The 24,838-nt window shown below is 73.4% G+C and carries 23 protein-coding genes; 15 read left to right on the top strand and 8 right to left on the bottom strand.

The genetic code is table 11. From position 1 onward, the window contains the following. Window positions 1-79: 79 nt before the first annotated feature. Together Sfr03f_RS16360 and Sfr03f_RS16355 are read left to right on the top strand one after the other, a co-directional pair. Window positions 80-796, top strand: coding sequence for a hypothetical protein (locus tag Sfr03f_RS16360; protein WP_245967584.1), 717 nt, complete (start codon window positions 80-82; stop codon window positions 794-796). Between the two features lie 82 nt (window positions 797-878). Next, a complete protein-coding gene (locus Sfr03f_RS16355; RefSeq protein WP_108954620.1) occupies window positions 879-2,168 on the top strand; it encodes an Nramp family divalent metal transporter in 1,290 nt (429 codons plus the stop codon). A gap of 10 nt (window positions 2,169-2,178) precedes the next feature. Here the strand turns inward: Sfr03f_RS16355 and Sfr03f_RS16350 are convergent, their stop codons facing one another. The 3 genes from Sfr03f_RS16350 to Sfr03f_RS30795 form a co-directional block, all read right to left on the bottom strand. After that, window positions 2,179-2,811, bottom strand: a complete 633-nt coding sequence (locus Sfr03f_RS16350; RefSeq protein ID WP_108954619.1) for a class I SAM-dependent methyltransferase — start codon at window positions 2,809-2,811, stop codon at window positions 2,179-2,181. Between the two features lie 176 nt (window positions 2,812-2,987). Further along, complete coding sequence (locus Sfr03f_RS16345) at window positions 2,988-4,715, bottom strand: chitinase (protein WP_108954618.1); 1,728 nt, start codon at window positions 4,713-4,715, stop codon at window positions 2,988-2,990. A gap of 676 nt (window positions 4,716-5,391) precedes the next feature. Next, complete coding sequence (locus Sfr03f_RS30795) at window positions 5,392-5,718, bottom strand: hypothetical protein (RefSeq protein ID WP_159105655.1); 327 nt, start codon at window positions 5,716-5,718, stop codon at window positions 5,392-5,394. A 1,723-nt stretch (window positions 5,719-7,441) separates the two neighbouring features. Between Sfr03f_RS30795 and cpaB the strand changes: the two genes are divergently transcribed. From cpaB to Sfr03f_RS16290, 10 genes are all read left to right on the top strand, one after another. Further along, window positions 7,442-8,152 carry a Flp pilus assembly protein CpaB gene (cpaB, locus tag Sfr03f_RS16335; protein WP_108954617.1) on the top strand — a complete coding sequence of 237 codons (711 nt, stop codon included), beginning with the start codon at window positions 7,442-7,444 and terminating at the stop codon, window positions 8,150-8,152. 10 nt (window positions 8,153-8,162) lie between these two features. Further along, window positions 8,163-9,788: a CpaE/TadZ family protein gene (locus tag Sfr03f_RS16330; RefSeq protein WP_108954616.1), complete on the top strand. Its 1,626-nt coding sequence runs from the start codon at window positions 8,163-8,165 to the stop codon at window positions 9,786-9,788. Window positions 9,789-9,853: 65 nt separating this feature from the next. Beyond that, window positions 9,854-10,210, top strand: a complete 357-nt coding sequence (locus Sfr03f_RS16325; protein ID WP_359289363.1) for a TadE/TadG family type IV pilus assembly protein — start codon at window positions 9,854-9,856, stop codon at window positions 10,208-10,210. Window positions 10,211-10,233: 23 nt separating this feature from the next. Next, the gene (locus Sfr03f_RS16320) at window positions 10,234-11,616 is read left to right on the top strand and encodes a TadA family conjugal transfer-associated ATPase (RefSeq protein WP_108954615.1); all 1,383 of its coding nucleotides are present in this window, start codon (window positions 10,234-10,236) and stop codon (window positions 11,614-11,616) included. Beyond that, the gene (locus Sfr03f_RS16315; protein ID WP_108954614.1) at window positions 11,613-12,554 is read left to right on the top strand and encodes a type II secretion system F family protein; all 942 of its coding nucleotides are present in this window, start codon (window positions 11,613-11,615) and stop codon (window positions 12,552-12,554) included. Before Sfr03f_RS16320 ends, Sfr03f_RS16315 begins: the two co-directional genes overlap by 4 nt. Before the next feature lie 3 nt (window positions 12,555-12,557). Further along, entirely contained in the window at window positions 12,558-13,466 is a 909-nt protein-coding gene (locus Sfr03f_RS16310; RefSeq protein WP_108954613.1) for a DUF5936 domain-containing protein, read from the top strand. A 54-nt stretch (window positions 13,467-13,520) separates the two neighbouring features. Next, window positions 13,521-13,721: a hypothetical protein gene (locus Sfr03f_RS16305; protein WP_108954612.1), complete on the top strand. Its 201-nt coding sequence runs from the start codon at window positions 13,521-13,523 to the stop codon at window positions 13,719-13,721. Beyond that, on the top strand, window positions 13,718-14,326 hold the full coding sequence (locus Sfr03f_RS16300) for a pilus assembly protein TadG-related protein (RefSeq protein WP_108955023.1): 609 nt from the start codon (window positions 13,718-13,720) through the stop codon (window positions 14,324-14,326). Before Sfr03f_RS16305 ends, Sfr03f_RS16300 begins: the two co-directional genes overlap by 4 nt. Window positions 14,327-14,337: 11 nt before the next feature. After that, entirely contained in the window at window positions 14,338-14,913 is a 576-nt protein-coding gene (locus tag Sfr03f_RS16295; RefSeq protein WP_245967583.1) for a hypothetical protein, read from the top strand. A 2-nt stretch (window positions 14,914-14,915) separates the two neighbouring features. Further along, window positions 14,916-15,578, top strand: coding sequence for an OmpA family protein (locus tag Sfr03f_RS16290; RefSeq protein ID WP_108954610.1), 663 nt, complete (start codon window positions 14,916-14,918; stop codon window positions 15,576-15,578). A 123-nt stretch (window positions 15,579-15,701) separates the two neighbouring features. Here the strand turns inward: Sfr03f_RS16290 and Sfr03f_RS16285 are convergent, their stop codons facing one another. Both Sfr03f_RS16285 and Sfr03f_RS16280 read right to left on the bottom strand, forming a co-directional pair. After that, window positions 15,702-17,282 carry an MDR family MFS transporter gene (locus Sfr03f_RS16285; RefSeq protein WP_218028156.1) on the bottom strand — a complete coding sequence of 527 codons (1,581 nt, stop codon included), beginning with the start codon at window positions 17,280-17,282 and terminating at the stop codon, window positions 15,702-15,704. Window positions 17,283-17,472: 190 nt separating this feature from the next. Continuing rightward, window positions 17,473-18,468, bottom strand: coding sequence for an ArsR/SmtB family transcription factor (locus Sfr03f_RS16280; RefSeq protein ID WP_245967582.1), 996 nt, complete (start codon window positions 18,466-18,468; stop codon window positions 17,473-17,475). 129 nt (window positions 18,469-18,597) lie between these two features. On the opposite strand from Sfr03f_RS16280, the gene Sfr03f_RS16275 reads away from it, so the two are divergent. Beyond that, on the top strand, window positions 18,598-19,794 hold the full coding sequence (locus tag Sfr03f_RS16275) for an MFS transporter (RefSeq protein WP_108954608.1): 1,197 nt from the start codon (window positions 18,598-18,600) through the stop codon (window positions 19,792-19,794). A gap of 82 nt (window positions 19,795-19,876) precedes the next feature. Here the strand turns inward: Sfr03f_RS16275 and Sfr03f_RS30650 are convergent, their stop codons facing one another. The 3 genes from Sfr03f_RS30650 to Sfr03f_RS16265 all read right to left on the bottom strand — a co-directional run bounded on the left by Sfr03f_RS30650 (window position 19,877) and on the right by Sfr03f_RS16265 (window position 22,967). Then, window positions 19,877-20,038 (bottom strand): hypothetical protein, encoded by a 162-nt coding sequence (locus tag Sfr03f_RS30650; protein WP_170145095.1) that lies wholly within the window; start codon window positions 20,036-20,038, stop codon window positions 19,877-19,879. 201 nt (window positions 20,039-20,239) lie between these two features. Further along, complete coding sequence (locus tag Sfr03f_RS16270; protein WP_108954607.1) at window positions 20,240-22,027, bottom strand: hypothetical protein; 1,788 nt, start codon at window positions 22,025-22,027, stop codon at window positions 20,240-20,242. 358 nt (window positions 22,028-22,385) lie between these two features. Beyond that, window positions 22,386-22,967 carry a GNAT family N-acetyltransferase gene (locus Sfr03f_RS16265; RefSeq protein WP_108954606.1) on the bottom strand — a complete coding sequence of 194 codons (582 nt, stop codon included), beginning with the start codon at window positions 22,965-22,967 and terminating at the stop codon, window positions 22,386-22,388. Window positions 22,968-23,140: 173 nt separating this feature from the next. Between Sfr03f_RS16265 and mscL the strand changes: the two genes are divergently transcribed. Both mscL and Sfr03f_RS16255 read left to right on the top strand, forming a co-directional pair. Next, window positions 23,141-23,632, top strand: coding sequence for a large conductance mechanosensitive channel protein MscL (gene mscL / locus Sfr03f_RS16260; RefSeq protein ID WP_108954605.1), 492 nt, complete (start codon window positions 23,141-23,143; stop codon window positions 23,630-23,632). Between the two features lie 126 nt (window positions 23,633-23,758). Continuing rightward, window positions 23,759-24,784: a hypothetical protein gene (locus tag Sfr03f_RS16255; protein WP_108955021.1), complete on the top strand. Its 1,026-nt coding sequence runs from the start codon at window positions 23,759-23,761 to the stop codon at window positions 24,782-24,784. The last annotated feature ends 54 nt before the right edge of the window (window positions 24,785-24,838 follow it).

Raw genomic sequence — 24,838 nt, 5'->3', positions numbered from 1 at the left:
CGGGCCGGGCCCAGGTTCCTCGGTAACGATGCGACGACGGGTTTTCCGCGGGGTGGGGTCGTGGACCATACTGCGGGCTGTGGAGCAGCGCATCGGTTCGAACACCAAGCCCCTGACCCCGCCCGCCGCCGTCGACCCGGCCCTGATCCCGGGGCTCACCGTCCCGGTGACGGCCGACGGCGCGCCCGAGGACGCCGCCGTGCCCGACGCGGCGTCCGACGAGGCCGACGCCGTCGTGGAGGACGCCGCGCCGGAGCCGGAGGGCGCCGCCGGGGCGGCCGCCGCCGGTGGCGCCGACGACTCCGGCGAGGCCGCCGAGGACCTGGGCGAGGGCGCCTCGGCGCCCGCGCCCGTTCCGGACGGTCCGGTCCTCGAGGCCAAGGACTTCCGCGCGCGCCTCGTCGCCGACCACGCCGGCATCCGCCTGTGCCTGGACGACCAGGAGTGCGAGTTCCGCTGGGACGAGATCGCCGCCGTGGAGACGTCGACCTCGCGCTTCGGCAAGCGGTACACGGTCGTCGTGCACACCCCGGAACGCCGGTGGTACTGGATCGAGATCGACGCCAAGTCCCGTGCGGACGTCGCTCGTTGGGAGACGGAGCTGGACGCCGTCCTCGACGTGTACTTCGAGGAGGCCGCCGGGGAGGCGGCCGACGCGGACGGCGCTGCCGACGCCGAGGACGACGCGAAGCCGGCCGGCGACGCCGACGCCGAGGCCGACCCGAAGGCTGCGGCCAAGGCCGACGCGGAGACCGACGGGGACGGCGGGCGGAAGCCGGGGGCGGCGCAGGCGTAGCCCGCGCGGGGCCGGGGGAGCGGCGGACGTCGTCCTGCCGCGCCCCTTGCCGGGTCGGCCGGGGTCGGCCAGGTTGATCACCATGGCTGACAACACGAGTAACCCCGCACCCCGGAAATCGAGTTGGAAGTACATCGGCCCCGGCATCGTCGTCGCGGCGACCGGCGTGGGCGCCGGCGACCTGGTGGCGACCCTGGTGGCCGGGACCAACTTCGGCTACACGCTGCTGTGGGCCGCCGTCATCGGCTGCGTCGTCAAGATCGCCCTCGCCGAGGCGGCCGGCCGCTGGCACCTGGCCACCGGCCGCACCCTCTTCGACGGCTGGGCCTCACTCGGCTCGTGGACCACCGTCTTCTTCGTCGTCTACGCGGTCGTCTGGGGCTTCGTCTACGGAGCCGCCGCCATGTCGTCGAGCGGACTGCCGCTTCAGGCGCTGTTCCCCGGCGTGATGGACCTGGAGTGGTGGGCGGTGTCCACCGGCCTGGTCGGGCTGGTCTTCGTCTGGTTCAACCGGTACGCGGTGTTCGAGAAGGTCATGACCGTCCTGGTGGGCGTCATGTTCCTGGTCACCGTCTACCTGGCGATCCGCGTGGTCCCCCATCTGGGTGGACTCTTCGCGGGCCTGCTGCCGGTCCTCCCGGACGGGAAGGACTCCGTCCTCAACACCCTCGGTCTCATCGGCGGCGTCGGCGGCACCATCACCCTGGCCGCCTACGGCTACTGGGTGAACGCCAAGGGCTGGACCCACACCGGCTGGATGAAGGTGATGCGGCTCGACAACCGGGTCGCCTACATCACCACCGGCATCTTCGTCGTGGCCATGCTCATCGTGGGCGCCGAGCTGCTGCACTCCTCGGGCATCGCGATCGCCTCCGGCGACAAGGGCCTGATCCAGCTCGGCGACATCCTGGAGGAGGAGTACGGGGCGGCCACCGCCAAGTTCTTCCTGATCGGCTTCTTCGCCACCTCCTTCACCTCCCTGATCGGCGTCTGGCACGGCGTGAGCCTGATGTTCGCCGACTTCGTCGCCCGCTACCGCACCAAGCGGGCCGCCACCGGCGAGGAGGTCGCCGAGGGCCGCCGTGAGAAGTCCTGGGCCTTCCGCGGCTACCTGCTCTGGCTGACCTTCCCGCCGATCGTGCTGCTCTTCCAGGGCCAGCCGTTCCGCCTGATCATCCTCTACGGCGTGCTGGGCGCGGCCTTCATGCCGTTCCTGGCGCTGACCCTGATCTGGCTCCTCAACTCCTCCCGCACGCCCGCCGAGTGGCGCAACGGGATCGCGAGCAACGTGATGCTGGCGGTCGCCGGACTGCTCTTCCTGGTGCTGTGCGTCAAGCAGGTCTGGGACCAGGACTGGGCGAAGTTCTTCTGACCGACAGGTGTCAGGCGGTGCGCTCGGCGCGCAGCACCGCGTCGTGGACGGTGACCTCGCGGCCCTCGTGGGTCACCGTCCGCGGCCGGGCCTCCCGGGTGTGCACGGTCCAGCCGCCGGCCGGGACGAGGTCGTCGGCCAGTTCGTCGGCCGTGCAGAACAGGTCCGGCTCCGGCGGCCGCGGCACGGCGCCGTCGGTCAGGTCCCGGGGATGGTGCAGGACCACGACCAGGCTGCCGCCCGGCGCGACGGCCTCGGCGAGACCCGCGAACACCTGGCGGCGCACGTGCGACGGCAGGTGCAGGAACGTCGTGAACACCAGCTGGTAGGCGGCCGTCTCCGGCATCCAGTCCAGCACGTCGGTCCGCCGCCAGGTGACCTGCCCGGCCAGCTCCGGCGGGGTGTGCCCGGCGGCCCGGTCCAGGGCGACCTGCGAGACGTCGGTGCCGGTGACCGTCCACCCCTGGCGGGCGAGCCAGAGGGAGTCCGCGCCCTCCCCGCACCCGGCCTCCAGCGCCCGGCCAGGCGTCAGCCCGGACACCTCCTCCACCAGGGCGGGATTGGGGTCGCCGCTCCACAGGCGGTCGGCGGAGGAGTAGCGCTCGTCCCAGAATCCGGCGGTGAAGCGGGGATCGTCGGTCATGTTCCGCAGGCTACCCGCCCGCCCGGCGGCCACCGGTGCGCGGCACAGGCTCCGCCCGTCCGCCGGAGAGGGGTTCCGCGCGCACCCGCCCCCGCAACGGCGTCGCGCTGCGGGGGCGGGGCCCGCCTCCTGGCGGGGGGGGAGGTAGGGAGGCGGGGTTTTCGGGCGTGGGGGGATCAGCCGAGACCGTGGACGTGCGGGCCGACGGCGTTGGACCAGGCGTTGCCGGCGGTGGCGTCCCAGTTGGTCGACCAGGTCATCGCGCCCCGCAGGTCCGGGTAGGCCTTGGAGGGCTTGAAGGTGCCGCAGTTGGTGAGCTTGGTCAGGCAGTCCAGGGCGTTGTTGACGACCGTCGGGGAGACGTAGCCGCTGCCGGCGCCGCGGGTGGAGGCCGGGACGCCGATGCCGACCTGGGAGGGCGCGAGCCCGCCCTGCAGCTGGATGCAGGCCAGCGCGGTGAGGAAGTCCACCGAGCCCTGCGAGTAGACCTTGCCGTCGCAGCCCAGCATGGAACCGCTGTTGTAGTACTGCATGTTGACGACGGTCAGGATGTCCTTGATGTTGAGCGCCGTCTGGAAGTAGGTGCCCGAGGTCGACTGCATGTCGATGGTCTGCGGGGCCATGGTGATGATCAGGTTCGGCCCGGCCTTCGCCGACAGGGAGCGCAGCGCCTGCGTCATGTAGGTCGCGTTGAGGCCGTTCTCCAGGTCGATGTCGACGCCGTCGAAGCCGTACTCCTGCATCAGTGCGTACACCGAGTTGGCGAAGTTGGTCGCGGAGGCCGAGTCGGCCACCCGCACCGCGCCGAGCTCGCCGCCGACGGAGATGATGACCTTCTTGCCCGCCGCCTGCTTGGCGCGGATGTCGGCCTTGAACTGGGCCTCGGTGTAGCCGTTCAGGCCGGCCGAGTCGAGGGTGAAGTCGACGGCGCCCGGCGTGCTGGTGGCGTCGGCGAAGGCGACCGCGATGATGTCGTACTGACTCTGCACCTGGGCGAGCGTCTGCACGGCGGCGCCGTTGTTGAAGTTCTGCCAGTACCCGGTCACCACGTGCTTGGGCAGGGCGGTGCCGCCACCGGTGCCGGTGGGCTGGGTGGTCGCGTTGACCGTGGCGGACTTCGCGGACTCGCCCGCCGCGTTGGTCGCGGTCACCTGGAAGGAGTACGCGGTGGACGCGCTGAGCCCGGTGACGGTCGCCGAGGTGCCGGTGGCGGTCGCCACCCGGGTGCCGTTCCGGTACACGGTGTAGCCGGTCGCGCCCTGCACGGTGTTCCAGGTGAGGGAGACGGAGGACGAGGTCGTCCCCGAGACCGTCAGCCCGGCCGGGGCCGCGGGGATCGCCGGCTGCTCCGGCTCGCCGCCCCCGCCGCCTCCGCCGTCGGGGCCGAGGACGGAGAAGTCGTCCACGTAGTAGGGCGCCTGGCCGTACCAGCCGTGGGTGTAGACGGTCACCGAGGTGGTGTTGGCGCCCGTGGTGAAGGTGGTGCGCAGCTCCTTCCACGCCCCGGAGTCCGGGGTCCAGGTGGAGACGTCCGTGGTGCCGGTGCCGGTCACGCCCAGGTAGGCGTAGCCGCCCTGCACCCAGGTGCTCAGCGTGTAGGTGGAGCCGGGCTTCACCGCGACCACCTGGCTGCAGCGGGCGTTGTCCTGCGCCGCCGGGGTGGCCTTGAGGGCGCGCGAGCCGCCGTGCACCGGGGAGGTGACGGACGCGCCGCTCGCCGCGGAGCAGGTCCAGTCGGTGAGGCCCGACTCGAAGCCGCCGTTGCGGACGTTGTTCACGTCGGCGGCGGCCGCGGGGCCGGCCGCGAGGGCGGTGCCCGCGAGGGCGAGCGCGGAGGTCAGGACGGTGGCGAGTATCCGGGGTCTCGCCTGGGGAGAGGTGAGGGTGGGACGCGTGCGCTTCATGGGGGCTCCCTGCGTGTGAGGGGGAGGTGCGGGGGGTCGCCGGAGCGGAATCGGGCCGGGGTGGCCGGATCCTGCGGCGTGTCCAGCCGGTCTAGACCAACTTGGTCCAGACCAATGCTGGTGTCAAGAGTCGCGGCGGCACCGTAACTTCACACCTGTGGATGCGAGTTGGCGTATATGCCGACACGCCGCGATCACCGGACAGGTCCCGGTTGAGACGATCTCCGCCAAGCAGGTGTCGCAGGCCCTGAGCCGGGGATATCGTGCTGGTGAAAGCGCTGCGCACGCACGTGAAGACGGGGGCGACGGGGGAGGGTGGAGCGGTGCCGACTGCCATCAGTGTGTCCGGTCCCGGCCTGGTACTCCCCGCCGGAGACCGGCACACCCCGCCCGCCGTTCTCCAGCCGCGGGCGACCGTCGAGGAGACGGTCTACGAGCTCAACTCGCTCGTCGAGCAGCAGGGTTACGTCGTCGCAGTGCACCCCGCGGTCACCGACCCGGCCGTCGTGCGGCGGCTGCACACCGCGCGCTCACTGCTGGAGACCGACCGGGTGGCCATCGTCGCCGCCGACCTCCCGCCGCTCGGTGTCGCGGTACTCGCCCAGCAGTTACGGCAGCTCAGCGTCTGCGACTTCGGACCCGGGGTGCTCGCCTCGGCGGCGCGGCTGCTCGCGCACTACATCTGGTCGGGGGCGCTGCTCAACTCCGTGACCCGGCTCGACCACGTGCCGGTCACGATGACGGCGCACGCCAGGTCCTGGCTGCCGGGCGCCCAGTTCGCGGTCCTGGCGACGCCCCGGCCCGCGCTGGTGCGGGTCGGCGGCGAGGACCGGCTGCCGGGGCCCGAGTTCGCCACGCGGATGGTCGCCGCGACCGGCGCGGGCTTCGGGAGCGGCACCCCGTCCGACTGGGTCGGCTCCACGCTCGCCCCCGACTGGCGGGTCCAGCACTTCTCCACGGTGCCGGTGCCGGCGGAGTCGGCGTCCTGGTGGGGGACGGCCAAGCTCGTCGAGTTCGCCGCCGGGCTGCCCGACGTGTCGGTGCTCTACCAGCTCGTCTCCTCCGTGCGGCGGGACCGGTGCCGGTGGTGCGGGCTGGAGATCATCGGGGACCGCTGCGCCTTCTGCGCCTCACCGCTCGCGCCGCCGCCGGAGTTCCCCGCGAGCACGCACAGCGTGACGGGGAGCGCGGTGGTCGGTGCGGGAGCGGGTGCCGGTGCGCGTGCGGTGCGGCCGGGGGCTGCCGGGACCGCGCCGCTCTCGCGTCCGCCGGGGCCCGCGGCCGCCATAGGGCCGGGCGGCGGCCCCCGCCCGACCGGCCCCGAGGGCCTGCGCCCGATACCGGCTCCGCGCCCCGGCACGGGACCGGGTGCGCCGGGGGCGCGTCCTGGCACGGGACCGGGTGTGCCGGGTGCGCGGTCCGGTGAGGGACCGGGTGTGCCTGGGGCGCGGTCCGGTGCGCGGCCGGGCGTGGGTCCGGGAGAGGCCGGTGCTCGGTCTGGTGCAGGTCCGGGTGTGCCGGGTGCGCGGTCCGGTGAGGGACCGGGTGTGCCTGGGGCGCGGTCCGGTGCGCGGTCTGGCGTGGGTCCGGGAGAGGCCGGTGCTCGGTCTGGTGCAGGTCCGGGTGTGCCGGGGGCGCGGGCCGGTGAGGGTCCGGGGGTGCCCGGTGCTCGGCCGGAGGCTGGTTCCGGGGAACCGGGCCTGCGGTCCGGTCCTGGTCCGGCCGTACCCGGCTCACGGTCCGGCCCGGCCTCCGCTTCCGGTCACGGGCCTGCCCCGGTCGTACCCGGGTCGCACCCGGGTCCGGCTCCGACGGCACCTGACGCCCGCTTCGGTCCGGGCTCAGGTCCGGGTTCCGCGTCGGCGGCGCCCAACTCCGGCTTCGGGCCTAGTGCCGCGCCGACAGGACCCGGCTCGCGGCCCGTTCCCGGCACCAGGCCTGGCGCTCCCGCGACCGTGCCTCGCTCCGGTTTCGGTCCGGGCTCAGGTCCCGCTTCCGCGTCGGCGGTGTCCGGCGCGCACGCCGGTCACGGGCAGGCTGGGCGGCCCGACTCCGGCTTCGGTGCTCCCTCCGGTCCCGGTTCCGCGGGGGTGCCCGGCGGGCGTCCCGGTCCGGGTGACGTGACGGGCTCGTCCGACTCCCGCCCTGGTGCGGGTGGTTCCGCCCCGGACGCCCGCTTCGGGCCGGGGGCCTCCGGACCCGGTTCTCCCTTGGCCGCACCCGGTGTCCGTCCCGGTGCCCCAGGGCCGGGGGCCCGCCACGGGTACGCCCAGGGGCGTCCCGGTCAGGCCCCGGCCGGTTCCGTGCCGTACCCCGGCCGTGCCCCGGGGACCGACGGGCCGCCCCGGCCCGTCCAGGGGGACGGTGCCGGGCACGGGCCCGCGCCGCGGTTGCCGCAGGACGGACCCGGGGTCCGGCCGCGCCCGGCAGCGGGGGAGGAGCCCGACCCCGTGCGGCCGTCGGGGCACGGTGCCGGACGTCCGGACCCGGACACCACCACGGCAGGCACGGCAGATACGGCAGGCACGTCCGGGCCCACCCCGGGTACCGGACCGGTGATGCCCGGCGCCGATGCCGGCACGCACGACCGTCCGCACCGACCCGACCGCCACCCCGGCCCCCCGCCACCGCAGTCGCCGCCCCGTTCGCCCTGACCGGGCACCACCCGGCCGGCCCGCCCCGCCCGACCCGAACCACCGTTCCCGACCCACGAGGTGAAACAGACCGTGAACTCCCGCCAGCGCCGCGGCGTTCTGCTGCTGGTCCTCTCGGCGATAGCCGCCATCGCGGCGTTCGCCGGAGTGCTCGCCGTGGTCAGGGACGTGAAGTCGAAGGTCGGCCCCGAGACGACCGCCTACCGGCTGAAGACGGACGTCGCCCCGTACCAGGAACTCACCCCCGGCCAGTTCGAAAAGATCAGCATGCCGAAGCGCTGGCTGTCCGGCACCGCCGTCACCGACCTGTCGAAGATCCGCGGGAAGATCGCCGTCACCACCCTCCGCGAAGGCTCCCTGCTCCAGTCCGACATGGTGGTCGACCGCCCCGAACTCCAGCGCGGGCAGCAGGAGATCGCCATCATGATCGACGCCTCCACCGGCGTCGCGGGAAAGATCACCACCGGCGCGCGGGTGAACATCTTCGCCACCTTCGAGGGCGAGGACCGCGGCCGTGACCAGTCCCGCCTGATCGTGCAGAACGCCCGCGTCATCGACGTCGGCAAACTGACCGCCCTGGAACCCGACGGCAGCGGCCCGAACCGCCGCACCGCCACCGAGGCCGTGCCGATCACCTTCGCGCTCTCCACCGCCGACGCCCAGCGCGTCGCCTACGCCGAGTCGTTCGCCGAGCACGTGCGCCTCGCCCTGGTGGCCGGCGGCGACGACACCTCGGTGCCGCCAGCCGACCGGACGTACACCCTCGAGCAGGACAAGCAGTGAGGGGGCGTCGATGACCGTCCGCATCCTCCCCGCCGTGGGAGACGTCGACTCCGCCCGCGCCCTCGCCGCCCTCCTCGACCAGCTGCCCGAGGTCGTGCCGGCCCCGCCCGTGCACGACTCGGCCACCCTGCTCGACGCCCTCGGCGCGGGCGCCGCCGAGTCGGTGGACGAGCTGCCCGAGGTGGTCCTGGTCCACGAACGGATCGGCCCGGTGCCGGCGCTGGAGCTGATCCGGGAGATCGTGCTGCGCCACCCGGCGGTCGGCGTCGTGCTGATCACCGCCGACTCCTCCTCCACCACCCTCACCGCCGCCATGGACTCCGGCGCCCGCGGCATCGTCACCCTGCCGCTCAGCCCCGAAGGGCTGGCCGAGCGGGTGCACGCCGCGGCCTCCTGGGCCGCCGGGATGCGCCGCCACCTCACCGCCGGCGCGGGCGCCGACCCGTACGGCCGCGGCTCGGGCGGCACCGTCGTCACCGTCACCGGGGCCAAGGGCGGCGTCGGCGCCACCGTCACCGCCGTCCACCTGGCCCTGGCCGCGCGCGCCTCCGGCCGCACCGTCGCCCTCGTCGACCTCGACCTGCAGTCCGGTGACGTCGCCTCCTACCTGGACGTCCAGTACCGGCGGTCCGTCGCCGACCTGGCCGGCATCCACGACATCAACCCGCGCGTCCTGCAGGACGCGATCTACACGCACGACTCCGGCATCGCCCTGTTGCTCGCCCCCGCGGAGGGCGAGCGCGGCGAGGAGGTCGGCGACCGCACCGCCCGCCAGGTCCTGTCCGTGCTGCGCTCCCGCTACGACGTGGTCGTCCTCGACTGCGGGGCCCGGATGGACGCCGCCACCGCCGCCGCGGTGGAGTCCGCCGACCACGCGCTGCTGGTCGTCACCCCCGACGTCATCGCGGTGCGCGCCGCCAAGCGCATGGTCCGCCTCTGGGACCGGCTCCAGATCCGCAAGGCCGAGGACACCCTCACCGTCGTCAACCGGCACGCCCGCGGCGCCGAGATCAACCCCCAGCTCGTCGAGCGGGTCACCGGCACCCGCACCGCCGCGACCCACGTGCCCGCCGCGTACAAGGAACTCTCCGCCGTGGTCGACGCCGGCCGGCTGCAGGACCTGGAGGCCAAGTCCTCCGTCAAGCGCGCCCTGTGGACTCTGGCAGGCGAACTCGGCCTGGTCGCCGCCGCGCCGGAGGACGAGGCCGGGGCGCGCGGGCGGCGCCGCAAGCCCGGCAACGGCCTCGCCCTGCGCCGCGGCGCGGGTGACCGGGGCTCCGTCACGCTGGAGTTCGCCGGGATCTTCCCCATCCTGCTCGTCGTCATGGGCCTGCTCTGGCAGGCGGTGCTGTGGGGCTACACGTTCTCCCTGGCGGGCAACGCCGCCGACGAGGCCGCCCGCGCCGCCACCGCCGCGCACGCCGTCCACGGCGACTGGGCCGGTGCCTGTTCCGCCGCGGGGACCAAGCACCTCCCCGACGCCTGGAGCGGCGCGGACATCCGGTGCGCCCCCGAGGGCGACCTGATGCGCGCCACGGTCCACGCGGACGTGCCCCTCTTCTTCCCCGGCGTCGACGCGGGCTGGTCCGTGGACGGCACGGCGGGTGCGGCGCTGGAGGGGGGCGACCTCGGGTGACGCGGACCATGACGCCGGCACGGCACGGACGGACGGGCCGGCCCCCCGGCCCCTCGGCGCCGCGCGTGCGCGGTGACCGCGGGGTCTCCTCCCTCGAGCTCGCCGGGTACCTCCCCGTCCTCCTCGTGATCGCCATGGCCGCCCTCCAGCTCGGCCTGGTCGGCTACGGCGCCAACCAGGCCGGCACCGCCGCCCGGGCCGCCGCCCGCTCCGCCTCCCAGGACGGCGACGGTGCCGCCGTGGGCACCGCCGCCGTGAGTTCCTGGCTCGACCCCGCCGTCAGCACCGCACCCGGCGCCGAGACCACCACCGCCCGCGTCACCGTGCACGTCCCGTCCGTCATCCCGCTGCTCGGCGACGGCTGGGACATCGTCCGCGAAGCCACCATGCCCACCGACCGCTCCGCCGCGTCCGGCGGCTGACCGAGGAAGGAGACCCGCCCCCCATGAGCCTGCGATCCCGCCTCGCCGCCGCGAACGGCCCCGACGGCGCCCCGTCCGCCCTCCCCGGCCAGAACGGCGCCGCCGACGGGCACCGCGAGGACAACCACCTCGTCGCCGTCTACCGCTCCAAGCTCCTCGAGGAGATCGACCTCGCCGAGATGTCCGCCCTCGACGCCACCGAGCGCCGCACGCGCCTGGAACGCGTCCTGGGCCACATCATCAGCCGCGAGGGCCCCGTCCTCTCCTCCACCGAACGCGCCCGCCTGATCCGCCGCGTCGTCGACGAGGCCCTCGGCCTGGGCGTGCTCGAACCCCTCCTCGCCGACCCGTCGATCACCGAGATCATGGTCAACGGCCCCGACTCGGTCTTCGTCGAGCGGGCCGGCCGCGTCGAACACCTGCCGCTGCGCTTCGCCTCCGCCGACCAGCTGATGCAGACCATCGAGCGCATCGTCTCCACCGTCAACCGGCGCGTCGACGAGTCCAACCCGATGGTCGACGCCCGCCTGCCCACCGGCGAACGCGTCAACGTGATCATCCCGCCGCTCGCGCTGACCGGCCCCACCCTCACCATCCGCCGCTTCCCGCGCGCCTACACGCTCCCCGAGCTGATCGGCCTCGGCTCCCTCGACGAGCAGATGCTGCTGCTCCTCGCCGCCTTCGTCCGCGCCCGGTTCAACGTCATCGTCAGCGGCGGCACCGGCTCCGGCAAGACCACCCTGCTCAACGCGCTGTCCGGCCTGATCCCCTCCCACGAGCGCATCATCACCATCGAGGACTCCGCCGAACTGCAGCTCCAGCAGAGCCACGTCATCCGCCTGGAGTCCCGTCCCGCCAACATCGAGGGCAAGGGCCAGGTCACCATCCGCGACCTGGTCCGCAACTCCCTGCGCATGCGGCCCGACCGGATCATCGTCGGCGAGGTCCGCGGCGGCGAGACCCTCGACATGCTGCAGGCCATGTCCACCGGCCACGACGGCTCGCTCGCCACCGTGCACGCCAACACCGCCGAGGACGCCCTGATGCGCCTGCAGACCCTCGGCTCCATGTCCGAGGTGCACATCCCCTTCGAGGCGCTCACCGACCAGATCAACTCCGCCGTCGACGTCGTCGTCCAGCTCGCCCGGCAGGCCGACGGCACCCGCCGCGTCGTCGAGATCGCACTGCTGGTCTCCCGCGGACGCCAGCCCTACCGCATCGCCACCGTCTCCCGCTTCGTGCCCCAGCCGATGGGGCCCGACCGCGTGGTCCGCGGCCACTACCAGCACCTCCCGCTGCCCCGGGAGGCCGCCGACAAGCTGTTCCTCGCCGACGAGGCCGTACCGCCCGCCTACGGCGTCACCGACGCGCTCGACTCCCGCAACACCCGGGAGGCGCTGACGTGAACTGGTCCCTCCTCGCCCTCGGCGCGGCGCTGCTCGCCTGCCTCCTCGCGGTGGCCGGCGTCCACGTGTACGCCTCCGGCCGCGCGCAGCGGCAGGCCCTCGTCGACCGCCTCGAGGCGGAACAGGGCGCCGTCGGCCTGGTCGGCGGCCGCCCCCGCCGCTTCACCGCCGTCGACCGCCGCCTGCGCCGCACCCGGCTGGGCCGCGCCGTCCAGCTCCGGCTGGCGGCCACCGGACTGGACGTGACCGTGGGGGAGTTCGCCGCGTACGCGTGCGGCGCCGCGCTCGCCCTGTGGCTCGTCGCCTCCGCCGCCCTCGCCCCCTTCTTCGGGCCCATCGCCGCCTTCGTCGCCCTGTGGTCCGCGGGCGTCTACCTCAACTGGCAGCGGCAGCGCCGCATCGAGGCGTTCATCAACCAGCTCCCCGACGTGGCCCGCCTGATCGCCAACGCCACCGCCGCGGGTCTCGCCCTGCGCACCGCCCTGGCCATGGCGGCGGAGGAGCTCGACGACCCGGCCGGCTCCGAACTCGCCCGCGTCGCCGACCAGCTGACCCTCGGCCGCTCCATCGACGACGCGCTCGGCGAACTGGCCGAACGCCTTCCCTCCCGCGAACTCATCGTCCTCGTCACCACGTTGGTGCTGTCCAACAAGGCCGGCGGCTCCGTCGTCTCCTCCCTGCGCAACCTCACCAAGACCCTCGAGGAGCGCAAGGAGACCCGTCGCGAGGTGCGCACCATGCTCTCCGAGGTCAACGCCACCGCCCTGACCGTCCCCGCGCTCGGCATCGGCTCGCTGCTGCTGGTCGACGCCTCCAACGAGGGCGCGCTGGCCCGCGTCACCGGCTCCCCGGTCGGCCAGGCCCTCGTCCTGCTCGCCCTCGGCCTGTACGTCGTCGGCTTCCTCGCCATCCGCCGCCTCGGAAAGATCGAGGTGTGACCGATGACGCCGTCCTCGCTCCTGCCTCTCGGCCTCGCCCTCCTGATGGCCCTCGCCGCCGTCGGCGTCGTCCAGGGCATACGCCTCCTGCGCTCCGAGGCGGCCCTCCCCGACGACCTGGCCCTCGCCCTCGAGGTCGGCTCCACCCGCGTCGGGCGCCGTGACTCCGCCGTCGACCGCCTCGGCATGCGCTTCGCCCCCACCGTCCTGCGGCTCATGGGCCCCCGCCGCGCCGACGCCAAGCGGCGCCGCATCGACATGGCGGGCAACCCGGGTGGACTGACGCTGCAGCGCTATGCGGCGCGGCGCGCGGTGTACGGCCTCTTCGGCGCCTTCATGTTCCTCGTCTTCGCGACCAACGCGTCCTGGCCGATGGCCCTCCTGTCGCTGGCCTTCGGCCTCTTGGCCGCCGACGCGCAGATCTGGCAGGCCGTCCGCGAACGCCGCGAGGTCATCGACCGCACGCTGCCGGACTTCCTCGACGTCCTCGCCGTCGTCGTCTCGGCCGGCCTCGCCTTCCGCCAGGCCCTGGACCGCGTCGCCGAACGGTACGAGGGTCCCTGGGCCGACGAACTGCGCATCACGCTGCGGCAGATGGACATGGGCGTCCCGCGCCGCCAGGCCTTCGACGAACTGCGCCGCCGCAACGACAGCGAACAGGTCGCCCAGTTCGTCTCCGCGCTGCAGCAGGGCGAGGAGCTGGGGTCCCCCATCGCCGAGACCCTCATCCAGATCGCCACGGACATGCGCCGCACCGACGCCCAGAACGCCCGCCGCCGCGCCGCCAAGACGATCCCCAAAGCCACGCTGGTGACCCTGCTGTTCATGCTCCCGGCGACATTGATCCTCATCGCCACGGGAATGTTCCTCGGCACAGCCACCGGCATCGGTTCCATCCTGGGGGGCGAATGACCACGTCACCCCGGGCATCAGCAGTGACACGACGCCACCAACTGGAGGACTGCCATGACCCGACTGCACACCTGGACCCTGACCACCCTCGCCCGCCTACGCGGCCCGGACCGGGACCGCGGGGCCAGCTTCGTGGAGTACGCGGGGCTGCTGATCATCGTGGCGGGGATCTTCGTCCTGATCGACGGTCTGGCACTCGACAGTCTGATCTCCGACGCCATACTGAACGCGGTGAACGACGTCATCGGTGGCTGAGATGTGTCCGTGCTGGAGACGATACGGGACAATCTCTCCCGCTCTACATCTGGCTGACGACCATCCTCCTGTTCGCGGGGCTCGCATTCTTTGCCTTCGCTCAGGCTGCTTCGGCGCGAAACGGCGCCCAGACCGCTGCTGACGCCGCCGCGCTCGGTGCGGCGCAGAGTGCTCGCGACGACCTGGTGAACGGTCTCCTGCTGGCTCTCCAGGACGGAGACGACTGGCTCCGCTGGCTTGACGGTGATGGTGACCTGGGCGTTGGTGCCCCGTCGGCCGCGCAGGCCCTGGCAGCCGAGAACGGAGCAACTGTCACAGCTGGTCCTCAGGCCACTTCCGTTCGTGGGTTTCCCGCGTTTCGGGTCGCTGTGCAAATGGCCTCAACCGTAGGAGACTCCGTAATCCCGGGCACGGAAGGAATGCGGGCGAAAGCCACAGCGACGGCAGTGATCGAGCCTCGGTGCGCGTTCGATGCGGATGCGAAGCCTGACGAAGCCGTAGAACTGGATTGTGACGGGCAGACCGTGACCATCGATCCCCAGGATTTCGAGCCGGACGATCTCCCGGACGGGTCCGACCTGTTCTCCGTATACCTTGCAGAATGAGAGGACCTGTAATGCATCGGCACCCCATCTTCGGGCGCGCCGCCTTGTCGGCCACTTCTGTCGCAGCCGTTCTGCTGCTCACCCTCACGGCTTGTAGTGACGGCGGCGATGACAAGGCCAAGACTGCAGACCCCACCCGCTCCTCTGCCAAGGGCAATGACAAAAGGACTCCCTCCCAAGCCGCCGAAGAGGTCCTGGCCGAGGTCAAGGGGGACGGTGTCACCTTGAAGATCACCTCCGCCAGGCGCGATGGCGGTGGTTTCGTCACTGTGGAAGGAACCGTCACCAACAACTCGAGCGACGCCAAGGGCATGGGGGAGTGGCGCGGCAACGAGCGTGAGCTGGCCCGTAACGCCGGATCAATGGCGGGTGCGAGTCTGGTCGACAGCGCCGGCAAAAAGAAGTACCTGGTACTACGGGACACCGAGGGGCAGTGCCTGTGCACGCGCTTCACAGGCGGCATCGATGCCGGGCAGACCACTGAATGGTTCGCCCAGTTCCCTGCTCCTCCTGAGGAGACCAACGACGTGAACTTCCAGGTGGGCGGGTTGCCCCCGGCCACCCTCTCGCTGTCCGGAGGGGAGTAGCCATGCCACCCACCCCCCGCCCCACCCCCGTCGCCGTCACCACCCTCGCCGTGTTCGTCGCCCTCACCCTCACCGGAACCCCCGCCTCGGCCGACGACGGCGGACCCAGTGAACCCCCCGGGTCCGTGAGTTCCGCCGCGCCGCCGGAGGTGGACGGAGGGGCGTCCGGGCTCCGGCTGGAGCCGGGGGCGAAGCTCGCGCCGGCGAAGGTGCTGGACATCAAGTCCGTCGTCGAGGACCTCGGCGGCGAGGAGCGCCGTGAGGACACGCCCCAGACCGTCACGCTCGCCCTCCAGGCCGAGGTCCTGTTCCCCAAGAACAGCTCCCGCCTGAACCCCGAGGCGAAGTCCCGCATCGCCGCGATCGCGGAGGAGATCAAGGGCCAGCAGGCCACCACCGTCCGCGTGTTCGGGTTCACCGACAACCTCGGCAGCTACGCGCACGGCGAGAAGCTGTCCAAGGACCGCGCCGACCAGGTGCAGCGCGAACTCGCCGCGAGCCTCGGCCCGGACGTGAACTACGAGGTCCGCGGCTACAGCGAGGACTACCCCATCGCCGACAACTCCACGGAGGAGGGCCGCCGCAAGAACCGCCGCGTGGAGGTCACCTTCCAGAAGGCGCCGACCCCCGACGTCGCCGCATCCGCCCCTTCCTCGGGCGCGTAAGCCACCGGGGCGGACCCTCACCGCGACCGGAACGGCGGGACGCGGTCCGCCCGCCCCCAAGACGGTCGGGAACGGGCGGACTTCGGCGGCGGCTGCCGGAGGACAGGGCGGGGAGGCGGTGGCTCAGTGGCCGCCCGTCACCGCCGGGGCGGCGCCCTCGGGGCGGCGGAGGGTGAGGCCGATGAGGAAGCCGGCGACGAGGACGCCCGCGCCGACCAGGAAGGCCAGCTGCGCGCCGCCCGTGAGGGACTCCGCCGCGGGGACGCCCTTCTCGGCCAGGGACTCGCTGCGGGCGGAGAAGAGGGCGACGAACAGGGCGGTGCCGGCCGCGCCGGCGACCTGCTGGACCGTGTTCAGGGCCGCCGAGCCGTGCGAGTACAGGGCGGGGGTGAGGCCGGCCAGGGCGGTGGTGAAGAGGGGGGTGAACATCATGGACAGGCCCAGGCAGAGCACGACGTGGGAGGCGAGGACCAGCAGCCAGGAGCTGTCCGGCTCGACGGTGGAGAGGCCGAGCATGGACAGGACGGTGAGGACCGAGCCCGGGACGACCAGGGGGCGGGGACCGACGCGGTCGTACCAGCCGCCCACCACCGGGCCGAGCAGGCCCATCGAGATCGCGCCGGGGAGCACGATCAGGCCGGTGGAGAGCGGGTCCAGGTCCATGGCCTCCTGGAGGACCAGCGGCAGCAGGATCAGCGCGCCGAACATGCCGAGGGCGGCGACGGACATCGCCGCGAGCGCCCTGGAGAAGCCGGGGGCGCGGAAGGCGCGCATGTCCATCAGGGCGTCGTCGGTGCGCTGCAGGCGGATCTGGCGGAGCGTGAAGAGGGCCAGGACGACCGCGCCGAGGCCGATGGGGATCGCGGGGTGGACGGGGGCGCCGCCGCCCTCGCCCATCGCGGACAGGCCGTAGACCAGGCCGCCGAAGCCGAGCGCGCTCAGCGGGACGGACGGCAGGTCGAGCTTCTGCCGGCTGCGCTCGGAGACGTCCTTCACCATCAGCGCGCCGAGGATCAGCGAGACGGCCGCGATCGGCAGCATGACGCCGAAGACGCCGCGCCAGCCGAGCGGCTCGACCAGCGCACCCGACATGGTGGGGCCGAGCGCCGGGGCGGCGGCGATGACGAGCGAGACGTTGCCCATGAAGCGTCCGCGGCGGGACGGCGGGACCAGGTTCATGACGGTGGTCATCAGCAGGGGCAGCATCACGGCCGTGCCGCAGGCCTGGATCACGCGGGCCAGGACCAGGACGCCGAACGTCGGGGCGAGTGCGGCGAGGGCGGTGCCCGCGGTGAAGAGCCCCATGGCTATGAGGAACGAGCCGCGGGTGCCCAGGCGCTGCAGCAGGAAGCCGGTCATGGGGATGACCACGGCCATCATCAGCATGAAGATGGTGGTGAGCCACTGGCCGACGCCGGCCGAGACGCCGAAGTGCTCCATGATCGGCGGGAGGGCCACGCCCATGGTCGTCTCGTTGAGGATGACGACGAACGCGGCGACCAGCAGCAGCGCGATCACGGTGAAGTGGTTGCGGGGGAGCTTTCCGTCGGCGGGTGCGGCGGCCGCGGCGGGGGAGGCCTCCGCGCCGGCCGCGTCCGGCGCGGCCGAGGTGCCCTCCGTATTCGGCGGGGCGTGCTCCCCGTTCATGTCGGGTGACGACGACGCCGAGGGCGGTGTCGGGCGGCGGGTGGACGCGGTCTCCATGGATCCTCCGGGTGCTGCGGGTGCTGCGTGCACTGCTGGTGACGGGGCGACCGTGTGCCGTGCCCGGATGTCCAACTCGCGCCGGGACGCGAGCATTCCTCGAGCCGTCCTCGGGTGACGCGTGTCACGGACGGCGGGGACGTGCCGGGCAGCGGCCCGTCCGGCGGTCGGCACGGGCCGGGACGGCCTCTCAGGCTACCGGGGGGCACAGCAGGGCGTCCGCGACGGCGGTGCGGGCGTAGAGGACCCGGCGGCCGTTGCGGTGGGCGGTCACCAGGCCGGCGTCACGCAGCGCGGTCAGGTGCTGGGAGACCCCGGCGGGGGAGAGGCCGCAGTGGCGGGCGAGGTCGGTGGTGGAGGCCGGGACGTCCAGCTCGGCCAGCAGGAGGGCGCGGGAGCGGCCGAGGACGGCGGCGATCGCGTCGGTGGAGGCGGTGGTGCGCCCCTCCCACAGCAGGCCCACACCGCGGGCGGGATAGGCGACCTGCGGCGGTTCGGGCGGCACCGCGCGGGTCAGCGGTCCGGGCCAGGTGAAGGCGGAGGGAACGAGCAGCAGGCCCGGGCCGGACCCGGTACGCGAGAACCCGGCCTGACGGCGCAGCAGCCGGAGCGCGCCGTCGTCCCAGCGCACCGAGTCGTGCAGGTCGTTGAGGACGTGCGCGGAGCCGTGCTCGGCGGTCTGCCGGGCGCGGTGGAAGACGTCGGCCTCCAGCAGCTTGCGGATGCGGGCCCAGTAGGGCGCGAGCGCCACCTCCCAGTAGGTCCCGATCTCCGCGGCGAGCTTGTCCAGGGCGGCCTCCGGGGCCCTCTCCAGCAGCCGCAGCCGTACCCCGGCCCGCGGTTCGGGGTCCGCGTCCAGCAGGCACGCCACGTCGGCCCGGACCCGGGCCGGGTCGGTGCCGCGGATCGCGTCGAGCTCCTCGGCCAGGGAGGCGAACGGCGCGGCGGGCAGCGGCGTGAGGAAGTCGGCGAGATAGTTCCGCGGCGGCACCAGCGCGGCCAGCCAGCCCCGGTCCAGCCCGGCCTCGCGGACCCGCGGACGCACCTGGGCCAGCCAGCCGCGGTGCGGCGGCGGCTCGGTCCGGGCGGACAGCAGCCGGAAGCTGGTGACCACCTCCCACATGGGGGAGACGGCGAAGCGGGTCTGCGCCAGGTCCGTCGCCGAGAAGGTGAGCTCTGCTTCCACGCAGCCCCCGTCGCGTCACGCGGGCGGACCGGACCGGTCCGATCACCGGTGCGGTCCCCGCGAGTCCGTTGGATTCGGTCTGAGCTTAATCAATAGGGACACGACGGTGACCAGGGACAACCTCCTCACATGTTCTCCACCTTCCGCGGGCTCCCCGCGACCGTCCGGACCCTCTTCGCGGGCACGATCATCAACCGGCTGGGCTGCATGGTCACGCCCTTCCTGGTCTTCTTCCTGGCCTCCCGCGGCGTCACCGGCGCCCAGACCTCGCTGATCCTCGGCGCGCTCGGGGCGGGCGGCCTGCTGGGACCGGCCGTGGGCGGGCTGCTCGCCGACCGGATCGGCCGCCGCCCGACCATGCTGATCGGGCTCGTCGGCACCGCGGTCGCGCAGGGCGCGCTCTTCCTGGCGCCGGGCGTCGCCCTCATGGCGGCGGCCGCCCTGCTGGTCAGCGCCACCAACGCGATGGTCTCCCCGGCCGTCTACGCGCTGATGGCCGACTCGGTGGACGGTCCGCGGCGGCGGCAGGCGTACGCGCTGTTCGGCTGGGGGATCAACATCGGCACCTCGATCGCCGGCGTGCTCGGCGGTTTCCTGGCGGCGCACGGGTACTGGCTGCTGTTCGCCGTCGACGCCGCGTCGATGCTGGCGTACGCCCTGGTGGTGGCGACCCGCCTGCGGGAGACCGGGTCCGCGGCGCGCGGCGGGGACGGATCGGAGGAGACCGGTGCCGGGTACGGCATCGTGGTGCGGGACCGGCTGATGCTGCTGGTGCTGCCCGTACTGGGCGTCCAGTCGTTCGTGTACGCGCTCACCGAGGCCGCGCTGCCGCTGGCGATCAGCGGGAGCGGGCTGTCGCCCACGGTCTACGGGACGCTCGCCGCGGTCAACGCGGCGCTGGTGGTGCTGCTCCAGCCGCTGGTGACCACCCGGCTCGCCCACCTGCCCCAGCTGTCCGTGCACGCGGCGGGCAGCGTGCTGGTCGCGGTGGGAGTGGCGATGACGGGCCTGGCCGACGGCGTCGCGGGGTTCGTCGTCTCGGTGGTGGTCTGGTCGCTGGGCGAGGTGGTGGTGGCCGGCATCAGCGCCACCGTGGTCTCACACCTGGCCCCGCCGCACGCCCGCGGCCGCTACCAGGGCGCGCTGAACTGGACGTGGGGCGTGGCCCGGTTCACCGCCCTGACGGTGGGCGTCCTGCTCTACACGGCGGCCGGTCCGGCGGTGCTGTGGTGGACGGCCCTGGTCGCGGGCGTGACGGCCTCGGCGCTGTCGCTCGGCCTGGCGAAGCGCGTCACGGCCCGCACCCGGCACGCGCTGGCCGCCTGAACCGCCGGGGAGGCGGTGACAGGACGGGCCGAGCGGGGCGGGCGGGGCCGTGACGCGAAGGCAGGGGTGCCGAGGTGCCGCGTCAGCGGGTGCGGCGGCCGCCCAGTCCCGCGAGGTGCAGGGCGACGGCTGCGAGGCCGAGCAGGGTGAGGTTGCCGGAGCTGAACACGGCGTTGGTGTCCAGCTCGGTGGCGTTGATCAGGAAGGCGATGACGAACAGCACCGCACCGGCTATCGCAAGCATGGGGCCACTCCTTGTTCGGTTGTCGGTCGTTGTGTGTACGCGTCGTTGTGTACTCGTCGTCCCGGGCGGGCGGCGGCCCCGCGTCCCTGAAGCCGTGGCCGCCGCCCGTGCCTTCCGTCTGCCCCGCTTCCCGGCGCTCAGACTCCCCGTCCGGCGCCGCCTCGTTCAGGCCCTTCCGGCCCAACCGCAGCGGCGCTCCTGTCAGTTGGTCCGCGTGTTGGTCAGGTGCGCGCCTATGTACCCGACGATCACCCGGCCCGTGATGCCCTTGGTGTCGTCCAGGAAGTACACGCGCGGCGAGGTGCTCCCCTTGCTGTCGATCTTCAGGTGCGACTGCATCTCCGCCCTGCCCGAGGCGTCGACCCCCGTCGGCACCGGGAAGATCCGCTCCTCGCCCCACCGGTTCATGGTCGTCTCCGACTCGACCAGCGCCACCTGCTTGCGCGGCCACTCGCCGCCCGACTGCGGCGAGGAGCAGTACTGGTAGAAGCCGCCCTTGAAGCCGTCCTTCGCGGCCTTGGCGTAGGCGTCGAGGGCCCGCAGCCCCTTCCACGCCTTGGCCGCCCAGATGTGGCCCCGCTGGGCGTCGTCGAGCTCCAGGGCCCGCTGGGCGTCCGCCGTGACCAGGACGCCGTCCAGGGAGTCCAGGCGCTCCCACACCATGGCGAACGAGTCGGGGGCGCCGGCCGCCTCCTTGACGACCGTCTCCTCGTACCGGCCCTCCTCGCACAGCCGCTCGCGCAGGACGTAGACCTCCGCCCGGGCGGCCTCCTCGCCGTCCATCGCCCGCAGCGCCGTCTCCATGTCCTCCTCGGCCTGGGAGACGGCCCGGTCCCGCTGCTCCTCCAGCGCCGCAAGACTGCGCGCGGACAGCTCCGCGTCCAGCCTGGCCTGCCGCAACTCCTCGCGGGCCTGCTCGAGTTCGGCCCGCAGCTCCTCGGCCTCCGTGCGCAGCCGCATCGCCTCGTCCGGATCCGGCAGCGGAGTGTCCGGCAGCGGAGTGTCCGGCGGCGGTGTGACCGGCGGAGGCGAGTTGGGCGGCTGCGCGTGGGGCGGTGGCAGGACCGGGACGGCGGCGGGCCGCCCGTCGCCGCGCCCGCGCTCCCGGCCGCCGTGCCGCCGCGCGGTCTCGTCGGGGAAGAGCACCCTCCGCAACGGCCGGGGCAGCGGCGCCGCGGTGGACAGGCGCTGCACGGCGCGCACCATGCCGAACCAGGCGCGGTCCCCCGCGTCGCACATCCGGGCGGCGGTCAGGAAGCGGTGCCGCGAGGCGTCCTTGCCCCAGGCGGGGTCGACATCGGTCAGGTAGGTGCGCACGGCCCCCGGGGCCACCCCGTGGTCCTCGCCTATCGCCTCCCGGAAGGCGTCCACCGCCTCCAGGTCGGCCAGCCGGTACAGCGAGGCGGCTCCCGCGGCCTGCCGGACGATCCGCTCCAGCCGCTCCGACCACAGCCCGTCGACGGGTGACCGCACCGGGTCGGCGGCCACCACGACGGGCAGCCGGCGCTCCGGGTCGCAGAGCACGTCCATCAGCGTCTCGACGCCGCCCGCCTCCACGCACTGCGCGTCCAGCGTGAGCCGGGCCGACCCGTCCTCCGGCCGCAGGGCCGCCACCAGGTCCCGCACCAGCTTGGGCCGCCCCGCCCGTGGCCGCGCACCCTCGTCGGGGAACACCTCCAGGCCCACCGACACCGCGGCCATGTCCTCCGAGGCCAGCGCGGTGATGGTGGTGCGCCAGACCGCCTCCTCCTTCTCCTCCAGCAGCTGCAGGCGTATCGCGCGTTCGGTGCCCTCGGGGAGGCGTGCCGTGTGGTTGGTCAGCACCGTGGCCGGGTCCAGACGGTGCCGGCCGGGCTCCAGCGGCGCGGCGCCGTACCTGCCCAGCAGCCACCGGGCACTGGTGCGCCGCACGTCCTCGAAGAGCGTCTCGGCATCGGGAACGGTCAGTACCGTTCTGTGGGCGAGTGGATGGTCACTGCGGTCCGTCACGGTCGGTACTCCCTCCACGCAGGCGGGGCCGGAACGACCCCGCGCCTATCGCAGAGCCCCTGTCCGGCACCCTGCCGCCCACAGGAGTTCGACGCTTGTTCCGCCAACGAGCGTCGAAATGCGTGAGTTCCAACCGTCCCCCGAACGGGTGACGGTTTTCCCCGTCCTGGCCGGATTCGGGCGCCGGTCCCGCTATCCGGGAAATCCGGTTCCGTTTTGCGGGCATGAACCGCGGAGTTCCGGCAACGAGGAGATCACCGTCGTGGCCGGGTGTGCCGGACGGGGCGTGTGCGGCGTTCGAACCGCACGACGGCGACGCCCCCTCCGGTCCCCGGCCCGATGTTCTTTCCCCACCACCTCACGGCTTCACGCGGGCGTGCAGGTGCATGTCGTGCGGACCGTCGAGGTGCCGCATGGCGCGGCGGCGGATCCCCTCCAGGGCGTAGCCCGTCTTCTCGGCGACCCGGCAGGACGCCGGGTTGGCGGTCGAGTGCTGCAGCTCCAGCCGCGCGAAGCCGGCTTCCCCCAGCGCCCAGTGAGTGGCGGCGGTGACGGCTGCGGGGCAGACGCCCTTCCCGCGGGCGGTCGGGGCGGTCCAGTAGGAGATCTCAGCCTGCCCCAGGTGCCGGTCGTAGCGCTGCAGGCAGACGCGTGCGAGCAGGGTGTCGTCGTGCGCGTCCGCCACCGCCCAGTGCACCGCCGTCCCGTGGGCCCAGGCGTGGCGCCAGCCGGCGATCCATTCGCGGGCCTCGTCGAGGGACTCGACGCGCCGCAGGTGCCACCGCTGGATCACCGGGTCGCGGAACACCTCCGCCAGGGCGGCCGCGTCCGTCTCCTTCCACGGCCTCAGCACCGTCCCGGCGGCGCCGCCGGGCATCGTGGGCTGGCCGCCGGGCAGGAGGGGCCCGGGAGGAAGGGCGTGATCGACGAGGAAGGGCATGGGCGCATGATGCCGGCCCCCGCGGGCGGGGTCCGGGGTGCGTGGACCTGCGGGATGCCCCGATCGAGCGCACGGATTGCGGCGGGTTGACGCTCGCCCCCTAGTGTTCAGGATCGTTGTGTTGGTCGACGGCGGCATGCGTGCCGACCGGTTCGGTACGGAAGGGGCCTCGGGTGAGCGAGGAGAAGGTCAGCGTGCTGGAGGGCTTCAAGGCCTTCCTGATGCGGGGCAACGTGATCGACCTGGCGGTCGCGGTGGTGATCGGCGCCGCGTTCACGAACATCGTGAACAAGATCGTCGAGGGCGTGATCAATCCCCTCGTCGGCGCCTTCGGCACGATGGATCTCGCGCAGTACAGCACCTGCATCAAGGGGGACTGCACGAAGAAGGGGCAGGGCGTCGAGATCATGTGGGGTCTGGTGCTCAGCGCGACGCTGACCTTCCTGATCACCGCGGCGGTCGTCTACTTCCTGATGGTCCTGCCGATGTCGCGGGTGCTGGCCCGCCAGGCGGCCCGCCGCAAGGCCAAGGAGGCGCTGGAGCGGCGGACACAGGACCCGGTGACCGTCACCGAGCTGGAGGTCCTGCAGGAGATCCGCGACGCGCTGGTCCACCAGCGCCAGGGCGGCACGGCGGCCGGCGGCAACGTCGTATCCCCCCGCTGAGAACGGGGGCCGGCGCGGGTCGACCGGGCCGGCCGGGGCGGGGCGGGAGGGGACGTCGGGGCGGAGGCCGGACCGGCATCACGGACCGGTCCCCCCGGCCTCGTCCGCCTCACTAGAGTCGTGGTCATGACCAGAACCACCCCGCCGCGCCCGCTGGACGTCGAGGCCGTCTTCCCGGAGCTCGCCGCGTACCGGGGCACCACCACCCGGCTGCACCCCCGCCCCGGCGCGCCCACCGTGGCGGACAGCTCGGTGGGCGGCCCGCTGCTGTGGCCGACGGGCGAGGCGTGGCCGGTCTGCACCGAACCGCACGACCGCGGCACCGGGTACCGCACGCGGGACGTCCGCCGCGCCCGCCGGGGTGACGGCGGCTCACTCGGCCCGCAGGACAGGCGCCGTCTGCTCGACCTGCCCGACGACCACCCGGTGCCGATGATCGCGCTGGCCCAGCTCTACCGCCGGGACGTGCCCGACCTGCGCCCGGGACCCGACGGCGCGGACCTGCTCCAGCTCTTCGCCTGCCCCTTCGACGCACACGGCCGGTCCGGTCACGGGACGAAGGTCCACGTGCACTGGCGGCACTCCGCCGAGGCCGCCGGGGCCGAGGTCGCCGACCCCCAGCCGGAGCCCGAGGTGGTCGGCTTCGACGGGTACGTGCCGGAGCCCTGCGTCCTGCACCCCGAGCAGGTCGTCACCTACCCCTTCGCCGGGTGCCTGCCCGAGGAGCTGTGCGAACGGCTCGACGCCTGGGAGGACGAGCGCGAGGAGGAGGCCGAGGAGCAGACCGTCGAGCAGCCCTGGACGGACCGCGGGCCGGACGGCGACCACGGCGACGAGACGCCCGACATCCCCCGGTACCAGTACGACCTCTCCGTCCCACCCGGATGGCGGGCCGGCGGGTACGCCTCCTGGCACACGACCGACCCGTATCCCATGGACTGCCAGGTGTGCGCCACACCCATGGAGCTGCTGCTCACCGTGGATTCCGGTGAATGGGACGGCACCGTCAGCTGGCGGCCGGTGGAGGACGCCGGTCTGCCGCCGCACCCGCACGCCTCACCCACCCAGGTGGTGTTCGGGCGCTGGGGCGAACTCAACGTCTTCGCCTGCCCCGGGGACCCCGGCCACCCCCACCGGTGGAGCATCCAGTAGAAACGGTCGATGCCGACGCGCCGGGCGCGCCGTTCACCCTGAGGGAGACTGTGC

Origin of the sequence: Streptomyces fragilis (genome assembly GCF_003112515.1) — a bacterium.
In the GTDB taxonomy this organism is placed as follows: Bacteria; Actinomycetota; Actinomycetes; order Streptomycetales; family Streptomycetaceae; genus Streptomyces; species Streptomyces fragilis.
This window is presented reverse-complemented; position numbering and strand designations above follow the sequence as displayed.

What these genes read in the sequence shown, in the direction of transcription:
- Sfr03f_RS16345 (WP_108954618.1), bottom strand. Translation starts at nt 4,715, where the DNA reads ATGAAGCGCACGCGTCCCACCCTCACCTCTCCCCAGGCGAGACCCCGG.
- Sfr03f_RS16285 (WP_218028156.1), bottom strand. Translation starts at nt 17,282, where the DNA reads ATGGAGACCGCGTCCACCCGCCGCCCGACACCGCCCTCGGCGTCGTCG.
- Sfr03f_RS16330 (WP_108954616.1), top strand. Translation starts at nt 8,163, where the DNA reads ATGACCGTCCGCATCCTCCCCGCCGTGGGAGACGTCGACTCCGCCCGC.
- Sfr03f_RS16310 (WP_108954613.1), top strand. Translation starts at nt 12,558, where the DNA reads ATGACGCCGTCCTCGCTCCTGCCTCTCGGCCTCGCCCTCCTGATGGCC.
- Sfr03f_RS16265 (WP_108954606.1), bottom strand. Translation starts at nt 22,967, where the DNA reads ATGCCCTTCCTCGTCGATCACGCCCTTCCTCCCGGGCCCCTCCTGCCC.
- Sfr03f_RS16290 (WP_108954610.1), top strand. Translation starts at nt 14,916, where the DNA reads ATGCCACCCACCCCCCGCCCCACCCCCGTCGCCGTCACCACCCTCGCC.
- Sfr03f_RS16255 (WP_108955021.1), top strand. Translation starts at nt 23,759, where the DNA reads ATGACCAGAACCACCCCGCCGCGCCCGCTGGACGTCGAGGCCGTCTTC.
- Sfr03f_RS16355 (WP_108954620.1), top strand. Translation starts at nt 879, where the DNA reads ATGGCTGACAACACGAGTAACCCCGCACCCCGGAAATCGAGTTGGAAG.
- Sfr03f_RS16275 (WP_108954608.1), top strand. Translation starts at nt 18,598, where the DNA reads ATGTTCTCCACCTTCCGCGGGCTCCCCGCGACCGTCCGGACCCTCTTC.
- Sfr03f_RS16350 (WP_108954619.1), bottom strand. Translation starts at nt 2,811, where the DNA reads ATGACCGACGATCCCCGCTTCACCGCCGGATTCTGGGACGAGCGCTAC.
- Sfr03f_RS16295 (WP_245967583.1), top strand. Translation starts at nt 14,338, where the DNA reads ATGCATCGGCACCCCATCTTCGGGCGCGCCGCCTTGTCGGCCACTTCT.
- Sfr03f_RS16305 (WP_108954612.1), top strand. Translation starts at nt 13,521, where the DNA reads ATGACCCGACTGCACACCTGGACCCTGACCACCCTCGCCCGCCTACGC.
- Sfr03f_RS16320 (WP_108954615.1), top strand. Translation starts at nt 10,234, where the DNA reads ATGAGCCTGCGATCCCGCCTCGCCGCCGCGAACGGCCCCGACGGCGCC.
- Sfr03f_RS30650 (WP_170145095.1), bottom strand. Translation starts at nt 20,038, where the DNA reads ATGCTTGCGATAGCCGGTGCGGTGCTGTTCGTCATCGCCTTCCTGATC.